General features: G+C 65.2%; 12 protein-coding genes. 5 read left to right on the forward strand and 7 right to left on the reverse strand.

All coding sequences use genetic code 11. From position 1 onward, the window contains the following. Nucleotides 1-298: 298 nt before the first annotated feature. The 7 genes from GGQ61_RS02730 to GGQ61_RS02760 form a co-directional block, all read right to left on the reverse strand. Nucleotides 299-1,339, reverse strand: a complete 1,041-nt coding sequence (locus GGQ61_RS02730; protein ID WP_054362412.1) for a DUF7146 domain-containing protein — start codon at nt 1,337-1,339, stop codon at nt 299-301. Continuing rightward, nucleotides 1,339-5,685, reverse strand: a complete 4,347-nt coding sequence (locus tag GGQ61_RS02735; protein ID WP_183769784.1) for a strawberry notch family protein — start codon at nt 5,683-5,685, stop codon at nt 1,339-1,341. Before GGQ61_RS02735 ends, GGQ61_RS02730 begins: the two co-directional genes overlap by 1 nt. Nucleotides 5,686-5,836: 151 nt before the next feature. Further along, nucleotides 5,837-6,133 (reverse strand): hypothetical protein, encoded by a 297-nt coding sequence (locus GGQ61_RS02740; protein ID WP_054362410.1) that lies wholly within the window; start codon nt 6,131-6,133, stop codon nt 5,837-5,839. Then, nucleotides 6,130-6,393, reverse strand: a complete 264-nt coding sequence (locus GGQ61_RS02745) for a DUF6117 family protein (protein WP_054362409.1) — start codon at nt 6,391-6,393, stop codon at nt 6,130-6,132. The genes GGQ61_RS02740 and GGQ61_RS02745 overlap by 4 nt, the downstream gene beginning before the upstream one ends. After that, complete coding sequence (locus tag GGQ61_RS02750) at nt 6,390-6,806, reverse strand: hypothetical protein (RefSeq protein WP_066650626.1); 417 nt, start codon at nt 6,804-6,806, stop codon at nt 6,390-6,392. Before GGQ61_RS02750 ends, GGQ61_RS02745 begins: the two co-directional genes overlap by 4 nt. Nucleotides 6,807-6,902: 96 nt before the next feature. After that, the gene (locus tag GGQ61_RS02755) at nt 6,903-9,161 is read right to left on the reverse strand and encodes a ParB/RepB/Spo0J family partition protein (RefSeq protein ID WP_246370427.1); all 2,259 of its coding nucleotides are present in this window, start codon (nt 9,159-9,161) and stop codon (nt 6,903-6,905) included. A gap of 42 nt (nt 9,162-9,203) precedes the next feature. Next, on the reverse strand, nt 9,204-10,154 hold the full coding sequence (locus tag GGQ61_RS02760; RefSeq protein ID WP_066650625.1) for an ArdC family protein: 951 nt from the start codon (nt 10,152-10,154) through the stop codon (nt 9,204-9,206). 239 nt (nt 10,155-10,393) lie between these two features. Here GGQ61_RS02760 and GGQ61_RS02765 point away from each other — a divergent pair, with 239 nt between their 5' ends. The 5 genes from GGQ61_RS02765 (at nt 10,394) to GGQ61_RS02785 (ending at nt 14,912) form a co-directional block, all read left to right on the forward strand. Next, entirely contained in the window at nt 10,394-11,005 is a 612-nt protein-coding gene (locus tag GGQ61_RS02765; RefSeq protein ID WP_054362405.1) for a DUF6088 family protein, read from the forward strand. Between the two features lie 36 nt (nt 11,006-11,041). Next, on the forward strand, nt 11,042-11,824 hold the full coding sequence (locus GGQ61_RS02770; RefSeq protein WP_054362404.1) for a DUF5131 family protein: 783 nt from the start codon (nt 11,042-11,044) through the stop codon (nt 11,822-11,824). 26 nt (nt 11,825-11,850) lie between these two features. Then, a complete protein-coding gene (locus tag GGQ61_RS02775) occupies nt 11,851-13,119 on the forward strand; it encodes a three-Cys-motif partner protein TcmP (RefSeq protein WP_054362403.1) in 1,269 nt (422 codons plus the stop codon). Nucleotides 13,120-13,302: 183 nt separating this feature from the next. Further along, nucleotides 13,303-13,680: a helix-turn-helix domain-containing protein gene (locus GGQ61_RS02780; protein ID WP_054362402.1), complete on the forward strand. Its 378-nt coding sequence runs from the start codon at nt 13,303-13,305 to the stop codon at nt 13,678-13,680. After that, nucleotides 13,680-14,912 (forward strand): type II toxin-antitoxin system HipA family toxin, encoded by a 1,233-nt coding sequence (locus tag GGQ61_RS02785; protein ID WP_054362401.1) that lies wholly within the window; start codon nt 13,680-13,682, stop codon nt 14,910-14,912. Before GGQ61_RS02780 ends, GGQ61_RS02785 begins: the two co-directional genes overlap by 1 nt. Nucleotides 14,913-15,008 lie beyond the last annotated feature (96 nt).

Here is a 15,008-nt window from a genome sequence, read left to right on the forward strand (position 1 = left end):
GTCGCGGCCTTCATGGCGACGAAGCCGTCGGGCGGGACGGACCTGCACCCGGAGCGAAGCGAGAGGGCCGAAGCGCAGCGAAGGATGGCGAAGGCCGGCGATTTTGCTTCGCGATGGAAAGCGGCCCCCCTTTCTCTTCTTTGGGGGCCGCGCCGGAAAATCGTTGGCCGCAGCCATTGCCGATCCGGCTCGGCTGACGGCCGATCGCCCTCTCGAAGGCCGAGGCGCGGCCCTCTCCGAGGGTTGGACGCATCCGGGCGGGCATGATGATTGCGGCCCTGACACTCCTTGCCGGCGACTATCCCGCTTCGAGCCAGAAACGGGCGACGTCTGCCGGTGCGAGCTGCACCCGCAGATTGGCGCGGAGCGCGTCGATGCCGAGGCGTCGGAGATCCTCGTTGAAGTCCTCCAACACCGGCGAGAGCACGATGGCCTCGATCCCGGCCGTGTTCGCCCGTTCGACCAGGCTATCCCGCGCGCTGTCGCCCGCCGGGTCATTGTCGCGGACGATGTAGAGCCGGCGCAGGGGCTCGGGGAACAGGAAGGCGGCCAGGTGGGCAGCGGAGAGCGCCGCCGCCATCGCCATGTGCGGTATCGCCTGACGTGCTGACAGGACGCTTTCGATTCCTTCGCCTGCCGCCATCACCTCGCCGGCGATCCCGAAACGGACGGCGTGACCGAGCAGGTCGCCCATTGCTTTACGCTGCGTGTCGATCGGCGCCTTGTCGGAGCCGTCAGGAGCGATCCAGGTCCGATGCGCGCCGGTGATCGTACCCCTGAGATCGGTGACGGCGGCGATCATCGCCGGCCAGGTTTCGGTCTGGCCATGATCGTCGGGCCGGTAGTAGCAGCGTGGATGGAAACGGAGGTTTCCGGTTCCGTGCAAAGCCGCAATGCCGCGATGACGGAGATACGCCTCTACGGGGGTACAACCGATCGGCTGTGACATGGCGAACAATCGTCTCGCCGCTTCGGTCGAGCCTAACGGGGCTGGCGTGCGTGGTCGCTTCTTCGTTGCCGGCGCGGGTTCGGGACGCGGCAGGCTGAGGAAGGTGCGGGCTTCCGCGACGACATCGGCGAAGTCGATGAGACCGCAGCTTTCCCGGATCACGTCGAGCAGATCGCCATGCTCGCCGGTGGCGGCGTCGGTCCATTTGCCTGCCGGTCTCTTCGCCGTCGCCTTGAGTCGAACGAACATCGAGCGGCCGGGCGCGTTGCGGGCATCGCCGACCTGCCAGTAATTGCCCTGGCGATGGCCGGCGCCGAGATATTGGCGGCATACCGCCTCGGCCTCCCGGCCGAGACGGTTCGCCAGATCGGAAGCGTCGAGACGGGTCATCACGCCGCCTCGCGTTCGCCGATGCGCTGGACCGGATAGCGGTCCAGCACTCGCTCCAGCACCACGGGGCCGGCGGCATCTGTCGGCACGAACATCCTGAGCTTCCAGGATATGATCTCGTGGAACAGGCCGTAGGCGTTGAGCCGCTCGCGCATCGTGTCGGTGAAGCCCGACAGCTCGATGCGCTCGGCGCCCATGATGCGGACGCGGCGAAGTTGAAGCCCCTCGGCGAGGTCGAGGATGGTGCGGCCATCCATTAGCGCCACGAAAGCGTCGGCGGGCGTGAGCGTAGCTGCGCCGGTCGTGGCGGCGTTGGCCGCCCAGGCCGGCGAGACCTTGCGGCCGACGATCCGCTCGCCCTCGTCGGTCTGGAGCCGATAGACACGGGTGGACTCGTTGGGCAGCCGCTTCCAGATCGGCAGCAACAGACCGGCGACGACATGGATCGTGCTGTCGGAGAACTCCGGCACGTCCGCGACCTCGGCAGCCCAGGCCGTGGCGAAGGCGTCGCCATCCGCGTCGGTCCAATGGGTCTCACCCATCATCTTTACCGGAACGGTGTGCGATTCCATCGGCCGGATCAGCCGGACGCGGCGTTCGATCTCACCATCGTCGAGCATGATCGAGGTGGCGGGGATCTGGACGGCAGAGCGGCCCGAGCGTTCGTTGATCAGCAGCCTGGCGCCGGGTTCGCCGAGATAGGCGAGCGCGTCGTCCTGCGTGACCGGGCGGTTGCGCGTGCGCTGCGCGATGGTGAGCAGCCGGGTCTCCGCGCCCGTGCCCGGATGGGTGTAGATCGTCTGGCGGCCGGTGACGGTGAAGCCTTCCGCTGTCAGCGTCTCCAGTCCGACATCGTAGATGCCGGCGGCGATGGCGCCCTCGATCTTGGCGGTGAGAAGCTGCTCGAAGGCGGTAAACAGCACGCCCTGAAGCTCGATGGTCAGCGCCAGCAGCCGGTTGAGGAAGGTGGTGATCGGGGGCAGCTCGTCCTTGATGCCGTTCGCGTCCATCAGCTTCAGGCCGGTGGCGGACTCGAAGCGGTCGAGCGAGCAGCCTTCGACCTTGCCGCGCACCAGCAGGAGATAGAGCTGGCGCAGCGCATCGCGGGCGTAGGGGCTTTCCAGATTGTCCTCGGGGCGGAACAGGCCCTGGCCGCCGGTTTGGCGCTGGCCGCGGGTGATAGCGCCCAGCGTGTCCAGGCGGCGGGCGATGGTGGAGAGGAAGCGTTTCTCCGCCTTGACGTCCGTGGCGATGGGCCGGAACAGCGGCGGCTGCGCCTGGTTGGTCCGGTGCGTGCGGCCGAGGCCCTGGATGGCGGCGTCCGCTTTCCAGCCGGGTTCGAGCAGATAGTGGACGCGCAGCCGCGTGTTCCGCGCCGAAAGCTCGGCGTGATAGCTACGGCCGGTGCCGCCGGCGTCCGAGAAGATCAGGATGCGCTTGCTGTCATCCATGAACGCCTGGGTTTCGGCGAGATTAGCGGCGGCGGCCCGGTTCTCGACGACGAGACGGTCGCCGCCCGAAGGCGTGCTCTTGCGGACGATTCGCCGCGAACGGCCCGTCACCTCGGCCACCAGCTCCGTCCCGAAATGCTGGACGATCTGATCGAGCGCGCCGGGCACAGGCGGCAAGGAGGCAAGCTGCGCGATCAGCTCGTCGCGGCGCGCGACGGCCTCGCGGCTTTCGACGGGCTGGCCATCGTGCGTGACCGGCCGCGACGACAGATTGCCCTCGCTGTCGGTGAACGGCTCGTAGAGCTGCACCGGGAAGGAATGGGCGAGGTAGTCGAGGACGTATTCCCTCGGCGTGATGTCGACGCGAACGTCGTTCCATTCCTCGGTCGGCAGCTCGGCCAGCCGGCGCTCCATCAACGCCTCGCCCGTGGAGACGATCTGAATGACGGCGGCGTGGTCGGCTTCCAGGTCGCTGGTGATCGACCGGATCAGGGTCGGCGTCTTCATGCTGGTGAGCAGATGGCCGAAGAAACGCTGCTTGGCGCTCTCGAAGGCCGAGCGGGCGGCGGACTTGGCCTGCCGGTTAAGCGTGCCGGACGCGCCGGTGATATTGGCCGCCTCCATCGCCGCGTCGAGGTGGTTATGGATGATGGCGAAGGCCCCGGCATAGGCATCGTAGATGCGGGTCTGCTCGAGGGTCAGCGCGTGCTCGACCAGTTCGTATTCCACGCCGTCGAAGGAGAGCGAGCGGGCGGTGTAGAGGCCGAGCGCGCGCAGGTCGCGGGCCAGCACCTCCATCGCCGCGACGCCGCCGGCCTCGATCGCCTCGACGAACTCGGCGCGAGTGCTGAACGGAAAATCCTCGCCGCCCCACAGGCCGAGCCGCTGGGCGTAGGCGAGGTTGTGGACCGTCGTGGCGCCGGTCGCCGAGACATAGACGACGCGGGCGTTCGGCAGCGCGTGCTGGAGCCGCAGACCCGCGCGGCCCTGCTGCGAGGCGGCGACGTCGCCGCGTTCTCCCTTGCCGCCACCGGCGTTCTGCATTGCGTGCGCCTCGTCGAAAATGAGGACTCCGTCGAAGTCGGAGCCCAACCATTCGACGATCTGCCGGACGCGCGAAACCTTCTCGCCACGGTCGTCGGAGCGTAGCGTGGCATAGGTCGTAAACAGGACGCCTTCTGGCAGCGTGATCGGCCGCCCCTGCGGGAAGCGCGACAGCGGCGTGACCAGCAGGCGCTCCATGCCGAGCGCCGACCAGTCGCGCTGCGCGTCCTCGATCAACTTGTCGGACTTCGAGATCCAGACCGCCTTGCGGCGGCCCTGGAGCCAGTTGTCGAGTATGATCGCGGCGGACTGACGCCCTTTGCCGACGCCGGTGCCGTCACCGATCATGAAGCCGCGCCGGAAGCGCGCGGCGTTCGTCGCATCCTCGCGCGCGGCGGTGACGACATCGAAGGTGGCGTCCACCGTCCACGATCCGGCAAGATGATCGGAGTGAGCCTCGCCGGCATAAATGACGGTCTCGAGCTGCGCGTCGGAGAGCAGCTCGTGGATATTGACCGGGAGGTGCGGCCGATAGCTCGGTCTGGGCGGGGCGACCGAAGCCATCGCCGCCGATTGCACCAGCCTGGTGGGGTGCGCCTGAGAACCGGCAATACGGATCGCCTGCAATCCGTATTCTTCATAGATGCCGTCCGACAAGCGGCCGCCTTCGCCCGCTAGGCCGTCCTGGGTCTCGTATGAGAGTGGCAGGCCCTCCGGCTCGGCCATCGGCACGGCAGCGGGGACGGCCTTGGCGGTGCGGTTGATATAGCCGCGCACGCTGCGAGGGACGGAAGCCGCGACGGTCGGGACCGTGAGGGAGGGGGCGACGGCGAGCCGTGTCGGCAGATGATCGTCGAGCCAGCCCAGCAGCGTGGCGGCGTTCGAGGCAACGCCGGGTGCGGCCGGGAACACGGCCGGATCGTCGGCGGGCCGCTTGTCGATGACGGTCAGCCGCGTCGGAAACGTCGTGCCGTGTTTGGCATAGACCGCGCCGTCGATGGCGGCGGAGAAGACGATGCGCCCGCGCTCCTGCAGGCGAATGAAGGCGTCCCGCCAGGCCAGATTGTCGGGCGCGAAGTTGGCGCCGGTGATCGTCACCAGTCTTCCGCCGGGAGCCAGACGCGCCAGCGCTGAGGCGACATGGCGATATGTGGTGTCGGCTATGCGGCCTTCGACATTGGCCATTGCGGAGAACGGCGGGTTCATCAGCACGACGCTGGGCGTGACGGCGGGATCGAGATGATCATCGATCTGGGCCGCGTCGAAGCGGGTGACGGGAATGGCCGGGAAGAGAAGCGACAGCAGGCCGGCGCGGGTGTCGGCCAGCTCGTTGAGGACGAGCGCGCCGCCAGCGATCTCGGCGAAGATGGCGAACAGGCCGGTGCCGGCCGAAGGCTCCAGCACCCGGTCGGCCGGAGTGATTGCCGCGGCGTGGGCGGCGACGAGGCCGAGCGGGATCGGCGTCGAGAATTGCTGGAAGGTCTGGCTCTCCGTCGACCGACGTGTATGCGTCGGCAGAAGGTTGGCGATTTTCGACAGCGCGGACAGCCGCGCAGCCGGAGACCCGGCTTTGCGGAAAAGCGCACGTCCGTATTTGCGGAGGAACAGGACGGTCGCCGCCTCGCAGGCGTCATAGGCCGTCTTCCAGTCCCAGGCGCCGGTGGCGTCCGATGCGCCGAAGGCGGTCTCCATCGCCACACGCAGGGCGGCGGCGTCGACGCGCTCGCCGCGTTCGAGATGGGGCAGCAGCAGACCGGCGGCCGTGAAGATGGCGCCGGCGGGTTCGGGATTGGAGCCGAGCGGAAGCGGCGCGGCGGCGGACGCCGCCACGGATGCGGAAATCAGGGTCATGATGTGAGCCTTAAGGAGAGCGGAAACGGACGAGCCGCGCGGCGCTCTCTCTCGACCGCACCGGCTCAAACCCGTTCCGGCCGCCCTCTCACTCTCGGGACGCCGGCATGGAAAAAGCGCCCGACCGTTAGGTGGGGCGCTTTTCCGGGGATCAGTTCCAGTGTCCGTCCGCAATCTCGCAGGCGACGAGCGCGCGGGCCTTGCGGATCAGGTCATTGCCGCAGGTGTCGACATGGCCGAAGAACCTGGCGCGCGCGCCGTTCTCGGCCCAATCGGCATAGGCGCAATATTCGCGAGCCTCGGATCGGAAGGCTCGCATGTCGTTGGCCCAGTGCGGCTTGGGCTCGATGACCACGGTGATGCCGTCCCTGGTTTCCGGCCAGGGCAGAGACCGTTCGTGCGGCGGATGCTGGCGATCCGCCGCGAAGATGGCGTCGATGTCGGTCATGGCGCCTCTCCCGGCTCGGGGCGCACGAAGCCTTCGGGATCGCCGGGATCGGGCGGTAGATAGGCGTCATAGGGATTGCCGTCGGCGAGATGGCCGAAGGGCGTGAAGACGTAATCGCCATCGTCCCGCCCCACGACGCAGATGACGTAGCGCGGGCTGCCCGTCACCGCGTCGAGGCATTCCATGAGGGCGAGATTGCCGTCGCCCGCCGCGCGCAGCAGGGTCTGGAAATTGGTCCGGGCGTAGGAGGGGATGCTCATAGCGGGCCTCCCTCGCCGGAGATGGTCTGATCGAGCCAGCCATCGGTGTAGATCCAGTCCACGGTCTCGCCGGTGGTGAGGTCGAGGACATGCGCGCCCCCGCCGAATCCATCGAGCCGGGGCTTCGAGCAGGTGTTGGCGTATTGGAAGCCCCATCTGCCTTTGAGGCCGAACTCGGCGGCGCAGTGCTTCACGAAGTGGATGAGACGCTCGGGATCGCCGGTCACGTCGTCACGCATCCAGAGCTGGCTGCCGCCATGCTCCGGCTGGATCGAGAGGAGGAAACCTTCGGAGGGCGGTTCCTCCGATGCGCCGTCCTCGGACAGGCGGTTGTAGAGATCGAGCGCGCGGGCGGCGTTCTCGGGCGTGCCGACGTCGAGCAGGCACGAGAAATGGGTGAAATAGTCGGCCATGTTAGGCTCCTGAAACGAGCAAGCCCGGCGCGATGGCCGGGCTGCGGTTGATCTGAGAATGTGCGGGACGGCCGGAGCCATCCCGCGTTGAAGCAGCTATTCGGCCGCGATCGTCAGGGTGTCTTCGTCCTCGATCTCATCGGTTTCGTCGTCGCCATCCCCGCTGAGGAAGTCCGGCAAGGCGGCATCGTCTCCGGCGTCTGCCTCCGTGCCAGGTTCGATGGTCTGCCCATCGTCGAGGTCGACCAGGCGCAGCGGCTCCGGCAGCCAGCCGGTGTCGGCCAGCAGGCGCTCGGCCTCCTTGGCCATGTCGCCCTTCTTCAGATGGTCGATGAGCTGGGCAGCCCGCTCGCCCGCACCTTCGCGCACGGCTTCGAGGATGCGGGGCTTGGTGACGCGGCCGAGATAGTTGCCGACCGTCGGCCTCCAGCCCGCCGCCACCATGTCGAGGCCGGTGGCTCGTGCCAGCCGGTCAGCCTGCGAGAGGCGCACGTCCAGCCCATGCTGGCTGACGCCCGATCCGCTGTAGGGATTGGGCCGCTCGAACAGGGCGTTCACACCGTAGCTGACGCAATGGGCGAGCAGATCGAGGCGCGTGCCGGGGTCGAGCAGGGAGAGCCAGTCCCACAGAGCCTGGTCGTCGTCGGGAACGTGATTGCCCCAGCGCTCCTGTCGCTCGGCGACCTCGCGTGCGGGCGGGCTGTCCTTCAACTCCTCGGACTGTGCCGAGAAGAAGATATGATTGACGCGGGCCTCAAGGCAGCCGGCAGGTGCGGTGCGCCGGAAGGTGTCGCTGACCAGCTTGTGCAGCAGCATGGTCAAGGCGACGTCGGGATGTTCCGCAACCGCGTTGCGCAGCGCCAAGGTGCGATGCGCGGTCAGCTCGATAACGAGGCGCTCGGGTAACGGCTTGATGCCGTCCTCCTCATCGTCCTCCGGATCCGCGGGCTGGCCGCCGATGGTGATGACTGCGCGTTGAACGGCAGGCGTGGCCTGCTGGCCCGCTTCACCGTCAACCTCGTGCGCATCGCTGCCATCGGTCTCGACGGGACGTTCATCCTCGGGACGGACATAGCCGCGATCCACCGACAGCGAGCCGTCGGCATCGAGGCTGATGAAAACGCCGGCCAAGGCGATGTCGGCCGGATCGTAGATCGTCGGGCGCTGCTCGATGGCGTCGAGCGCCTGTTCAATCTCGCCGAGACGTGCGTCGATCTCGTCCGGCAACTCGTCGGCTTCGGCGTATTCGGCTTCGAGTCGGTCGTATTCGTCGCGCAGCGCTTCGCGGGTGGCGCTCTCCTCCTCGGTCAGGTCGACCGTTACGCCAACAAGCGCCCGAAGTCCGTGCTGGTGGCCGTAGGGAAAGCTCAAGGCGGCCTCGACCCATTTCCAGCCTTCGCTTGCGATCTCGTCGGCGGTGGTCTTCAGCTTCTCGGCCACCAGGCGGTCGAGCAGGGCCGGATCTTGCAGCCAGCCACCATCGTCCGACTGGAACAGGTCGCGCAGCACGACGCCGCTGGCCGCCTCGTAAGCCTCGACGCCGATGAAGACGGCCCTTTTGTCGGAGGCGCGTACCGAGGTCTCGGTCAGCATCCGACGGATCTGATAGGGCTCCTTCTGCCAGCTATCCTTGACTGCCTCCCAGACCTGTTCCTGACGGGCATGGTCGGAGCTGACGGTGAAGGCCATGAGCTGTTCGAGCGTCATGCCATCCTCGGCATAGATATCGAGCAAAGTCGGCGAGACGGAGGCGAGGCGAAGGCGCTGCTTCACGACATTGACACCGACGAAGAAGGCGGCGGCGATGGCTTCCTCGGTCATGCCCTTGTCGCGCAGCCCCAAGAAGGCGCGGAACTGGTCGAGTGGATGCAGCGGTGCGCGCTCCATGTTCTCGACCAGCGACACCTCGTCGACCAGGATGTCGCTGTTGGCGTCGCCGACGACGCAGGGCACCGGCGCGGTCTTGGCCAGGCGCTTCTGCTTCGCGAGCAGTTCGAGCGCCCGATAGCGACGGCCGCCGGCGGGTACCTCGAACATGCCGGTCTCGGCGCCATCGGCGTCGAGGACCGGACGGACATGGAGGCTCTGGATGAGGCCGCGCCGGGCGATGGACTCGGCCAGCTCCTCGACCGAGACGCCGGCCTTGACGCGCCGGACATTGGACTGGCTCAGCACCAGCTTGTTGAAGGGGATGTCGCGCGCCGACGATAGGATGATTTTCTGAATGGCAGTCGCCATGTTCGTTACTCCGCGACGGGCGGCCGGGAGCCTCTCTCTCGACCTCCAACCCGTCACGAAGCGAAGCGCCGCCCTCTCACTCTCGGAGTGCAGCGCCAGGCGGGCGGCAAGGCGCAAAGCCGGAAGCCCGCTTCTCCGCCTTTCCGGTTTTCAGGCTCGTTACGCCGCCCGCCGTTCGTGGTCGGCCGCATCGACGTCGGCGCCCGGCAGGAACCCGAGCAGCCAGTCGGCCGCCTTGCTGGCCTGGGAAGCTGCGCGCACGATGGCGCGATTGTCCTCGCGCAGCACCTCGAGCCAGGAGCCGATATAGTCGGCATGGCGGACGGTAGGGGTGATGCCGAGCGAGGCGCAGCAGAAGGCCGCGTTGATCTCGGCGACCAGCTCCTCGAAGGCGTATTTCTTCGAGCCGAACGAACCCGAGAAATCGCGGTTCAGGCGCGAGGGGTGGCCTGTGGCATGTCCCAGCTCGTGCAAGGCCGTCCTGTGCCAGTTGATCGGCTCGAAATATGCCTGGGGCGGCGGCACCTGCACATAGTCGAGCGCAGGGACATAGAAAGCGCGGTCCCCGCCGATGCGGAAGTCGATGCCGGTGGCCCGGATCAGGGCCTCGACCTGCGGCTCGATGAGGCCGGGCGGAGGCGGTGGAGACACAATGGCGACATCCTCCGGTAGGCCGTCACATTGCGCCGCGTTGAACACCGTGAAGCGCTTGAGGAACGGGATCGCGGCCGCTTCCTCGCCGGCCTCGCGGGCGCGGCGCTTCTCGTCCTCCGGCGTGAAACGGTCGGCATAGACGACGGTGGTGCCGCGTTCGCCCCGGCGGACATTGCCGCCGAGTGACAGGGCCTGGCGGAAGGTGAGCCAGCTCTGGCCGGGAAAGCCGTGCTGGATCACGGCACCCCATAGGATCAGCACATTGATCCCCGAATAATGCCGCCCGGTCGCGGCGTTCCTCGGCATAGCGAGGGGCGCCTTGACCGAGGCCGATCCCCAGGGCTGGACCCAGGGGAAGCGGCCTGCCTCAAGCTCGGCTATGATCTTGCAGGTGATGTCGTCGTAAAGGCTCGCCCGATCCGAGGCGAGGTGTGCGCTGGCGTCTTTCCTGAACATCGCGGTTCTCCGCGACGGGCGCCGGAGACCCTTCTCCAGTCCTCAACCCGTCACGGAAAATCCGGTCTGCACTCTCACTCTAATGGGGGCGTTGCGGGGCTCTCCCCGCAGAAGGGGTGGGCCGAGACCCTGGCTCGGCCGCAGGGGAAGGCCTTCCGCCCCTTATCCGGTCCTGTCCCTTCAGAAGGGTTGCTTGAAAACTGTCAGAAAATTGCGTATTTTTCTAACACGAAAAGACCATGACCCGGCTGACCGAACAGATTTTGTCGCATGCGGCGGGCTTGCCCGAAGGCGCTCCTGTGTCCGCCAAGAGCCTGCTGCACCTTGGAAACCGGGCGGCCGTGGATCAGGCGTTGTCGCGCCTGACGGAGCGCGGGCAACTCATCCGCGCCGGTCGTGGCGTCTATCTGCGCCCCATCACCGGCCGGTTCGGCACACGCACGCCTTCGGTCGAGCAGGCTGTAGAGGCCCTTGCCATTCAAAAGGGGGAGGTCATCGTCTCGAACGGCGCCGCCGCGGCGAACGCCCTTGGCTTGACGACGCAGGTGCCCGTCCGCTCGGTCTATCTGACCTCCGGGCGCAGTCGAAAGATGCACCTTGGCAAGCAGGTCGTGGAATTGCGGCACGCGCCGCGCTGGCAACTGGCCTTGGCCAACCGGCCGGCAGGGGAGGCCGTGCGGGCGCTGGCCTGGCTCGGCCCGGAAAAGGCAGAGGCCGCGCTCAAGACATTGAAGCGGAGTATGCCGCCTGGTGCGTTCGGCGAACTGGTCGCCGCCGCGCCGCAGCTTCCGACATGGCTCGCGCAAAGCGTTGGCAGGGTCGCGTATGAACCGAGAGAAATGACGAAATGATGCCTAGAAAGATCGAAATTCGCACGGGAGGGTGCAATGGCTGAAACTCAAATAGAATGGACGGACGCCACATGGAATCCTGTTGCCGGCTGCTCGATCATCTCTGCCGGCTGCACCCATTGCTATGCCATGGAGATGGCTAAGCGCCTTGAGGCCATGCACATCCAGAAATATGCCGGCCTGACCCGCAAGAGCGGGCAGAGAACGGTCTGGAACGGTGTTGTGCGTGAGGATCGGGATGCGCTTGCGATTCCCTATGCTTGGCGCAAGTCGCGCAAGATTTTCGTCAATTCGATGAGCGACCTGTTCCACGAGCAGGTCACGGACGCCTTCATTCTCGATGTCTGGAAGGTAATGCGTGAGACGCCACGCCATAATTATCAGATTCTGACGAAGCGGCCCGAGCGCATGGCGGAACTGGTCGCCACCAAGATCGGAGAGGTGCTGCCGAACGTCTGGCTCGGCACGAGTATCGAAGACGGGGACGTGGTGGGCAGGATCGATGCCGTCCGTGCTGCGCCGGCCGCGATCCGTTTCATATCGTTTGAGCCCTTGATCGGGTCTGTGGGGACCGTCGATCTGCGCGGCATCCATTGGGCTATCGTGGGCGGGGAAAGCGGGAAGTCAGCCCGTCCCATCCGGGAGGAATGGATCGACGAGATTTATGTCCAGTGCCTGTCGGCTGGTACGGCCTTTTTCTTCAAGCAGTGGGGGACCTGGGGCAAAGACAACAAGAAGCGATCGAAAAAGGCGAACGGCCGCGAATATCGCGGTCAGACCTGGGATGAAATGCCCACGGCGGCGCAAGCGTTTGCGTGATCGTCAGATAGGCTTGGGGGGATGCTATGGTTGAGAAGCGATACGAGTGGGCTGACGGCGCAAAGCTTGAGGAGCATTCGCGGCGCAAGCACAAGATTCTCCGTGAATATTGCTTCGATTACCTGACCGTTCGCTGCAAGCTGCCGCAGCAGGAACGTTTTCGGCTGGCCATCGTCGATGGCTTCGCCGGGGGCGGCCGCTACCAGTGCGGGACATCGGGCTCCCCGTTGATTTTCATCGAAGAGTTGAAGCGAGCCACCGAGGCAGTGAACACGCATCGCGCGGCACAGGGCTTGAACGCGATCGAGGTCGAGTGCCTGCTGGTCTTCAACGATGCCAGCCGTGATGCGATCGAACTTCTAAAAACGCATGTGGCGCCGCTCCAGGCCGACATCGTCGCGACCTGCCCGAAGCTCCATCTGCGCGTCGAGTATCTCAACGAGTTTTTCGAAACCGCCTATCCCAAAATCAAGCGTTTCCTGGAGCAAGGGCGCTATCGCAGCGTGATCTTCAACCTGGACCAGTGCGGCCACAGCCATGTCGAGCGGAATACGATTCTTGACATCATGCACTCGTATCCTGCGGCCGAGATCTTCTACACCTTCGTTATCAGTTCGTTGCTGGCGTTCCTCCAGAAAGACCAGCCGGAGCGCCTGCGTGCGCAACTCGATCATCTCGGTCTCGCCAGCGGCGATGTCCAGGCACTGGACGGGTTGATGAGCCAGAAGGATTGGCTCGGAACCGCAGAGAAGATCGTCTTCGACGCTTTCCGGCTTTGCGCGCCCTATGTGAGTCCGTTCTCGATCAACAACCCTGGCGGCTGGCGCTATTGGCTGATCCACTTCGCCAACGCTTATCGGGCACGGCAAGTTTACAACAATATCCTCCACGACAATGCCAGCCTTCAGGCCCACTTCGGCCGATCGGGCCTCAACATGTTGTCCTATGACCCGCGCCATGATGAGGGGATGCTCTATCTCTTCGACGACAATGGCCGTGCCTCGGCCAAGACCCAGCTTCTCGATGACGTGCCCCGTCTCGTGACTGAAGCTGGTGATGCCATGTCGGTGATGGAGTTCTATGAGAGCATCTACAACGTCACGCCGGCGCATGCCGATGACGTCCATGCCGCGATCATCGAGAACCCCGATCTTGAGGTGATCACGCCAGCCGGTGGCGAGAGACGCAAAGCGAACACGATCGGCGTCAATGACATCATCAAGGTGAAGACCCAGCGCAGCTTCTTCCCGATGTTTCTGGATGCCGGAAAGAGCCCGCAGGGGCGGAAGGAATAGTTCTCGCCATCATCCTGAGGCCAGCCGAGGTTGGCCAGGCGCTAGTCAGATTTTGCCTTCTACCGGGAGAAGGGTAAGGGATGTTTCCGGTTATTCCGCGTTCACATGGCCACCACAGCCTTGACATAACTCATCAAATATGACAAATATGGTACCATAATTCACCAGATTTGGGGCATTGTCATGGGCTCGCCAAAGGTCGGACCAGCCCTCGAAAGGCTTGGCCAGGACATTCGAAATGCGCGGCTACGGCGCAGTATTGCGGTTGCGGACCTGGCCATGCGCGCCGGAACATCGGCCAGTTCGATCGCGCGGCTCGAAAAAGGCGACCCTGGCGTTGCTATCGGGACGCTTGCGGATGTGCTGGTGGTCCTTGGGCTTCTCGAGCGGCTGGCCGATCTGATCGATGTCCGCAAGGATGATCTGGGGCTTGCGCTTTCTAACGAGCGCCTGCCGCAGCGAGGCAAGTCTTTCACGACGAGGATCAGAAGGCAAAAGGCCAAGTCGGATCCGACGCGCGCGCTCGATGACGTGGTCGATCCTGACGGAGCGTCGTTCTGATGGCGGAGTTTGCTGCCCAGGTTGTTCTTGGCGACCGACGTGTGCCCGTCGGTCAGCTGCGTTTCACAGCAGCGGGGCCGCGGCAGTTCTCGACCTTTGCCTATGACGCTGCCTGGATCGAAAATCCCCGCGCCTTCGCCGTGCAGCCGGATCTTCCCCTGGAAGGCGGCCCTTTTCATGCATCGGGCCAGCCAGGGAACACGCGTGATGCGCTCGCAGGCGTCTTTGCGGATGCCGCGCCGGACAGTTGGGGACGGCGCCTTCTCGAACGTGCCTATGGCAATGGTCTGACCGAGTTTGAGTATCTGACGCTGTCCGACGACGCTTGTCGTCAGGGCGCACTGCGATTCCAGGGGGACGATGGAGAGATCATCCGTGGTAAAGCAGGTGACGCCGTGCCCCGCCTCGTCGAGCTGGAAGCGATAACGGCCATAGCCCGCGCCTATGAGCAGGGTAAGGAGATATCTGCTGAAGAGATGCAGGCATTGGCGGGCGCGGGCGGCTCGGGCGGCGCCCGGCCCAAGGCCAATGTCCAGGACGGCGATACGCTATGGTTGGCCAAATTCACCTCGGTCCACGATCAGCAGCCGATCGAAAGGGTCGAGGTCGCGACGCTCCGGCTAGCCCAGGCTTGCGGCATTCGCACGCCTACAGCCAGGCTGGAACTCGCCGACACTCCCTTTCCGGTCGCGCTGATCCAGCGGTTCGACCGGCGAGGCAGTTCCCGGATTCCCTATATCTCGGCGCGCACGGCACTTGGGAAGACCGGGACGGAGTTGGGCTCTTATACGGAGATCGTCGATTTTATCCGTGCCTATGGCGCCGATCCCAAAGCCGATTTTCGCGAGCTTTTCGTGCGCCTGATTTTCACGATCCTCGTGTCCAACAAGGACGATCATCTGAAAAACCATGGCTTCCTTTATGTTGGAGGAGGCCAATGGCGGTTGTCGCCCGTGTTCGATGTGAACCCCGCACCGGATCGAAATCCGCACCTGGAAACTGCTATCCTGGAGGGCGGCGCGCATGATCGGTCCATCGCGCTCGCGCTTGAAGCCTGCGAGTTTTTCGAGATCCCGCCCGAGGAAGCGGGGCAGATCATCCGCGATACCGCACGGCACATATCGGAAGGCTGGCGTGAGACTCTGCGTCAGGTGGGCGTGTCAGGTGCATTGGCGCGGGATTACGAACCGGCGTTCATGAACGCGGAGACCGAGCTCGCGCTAGGCATGTAGTCAAATATGAACGACAATCGATCAATATCGGTCAGATATGGAGATTTGAAACGATGCTGCTGTTGGGCCGGCTTAACGGCGGGTTGAAATGGTAGA

Source organism: Phenylobacterium haematophilum, assembly GCF_014196295.1.
GTDB classification, from domain to species: domain Bacteria; phylum Pseudomonadota; class Alphaproteobacteria; order Caulobacterales; family Caulobacteraceae; genus Phenylobacterium; species Phenylobacterium haematophilum.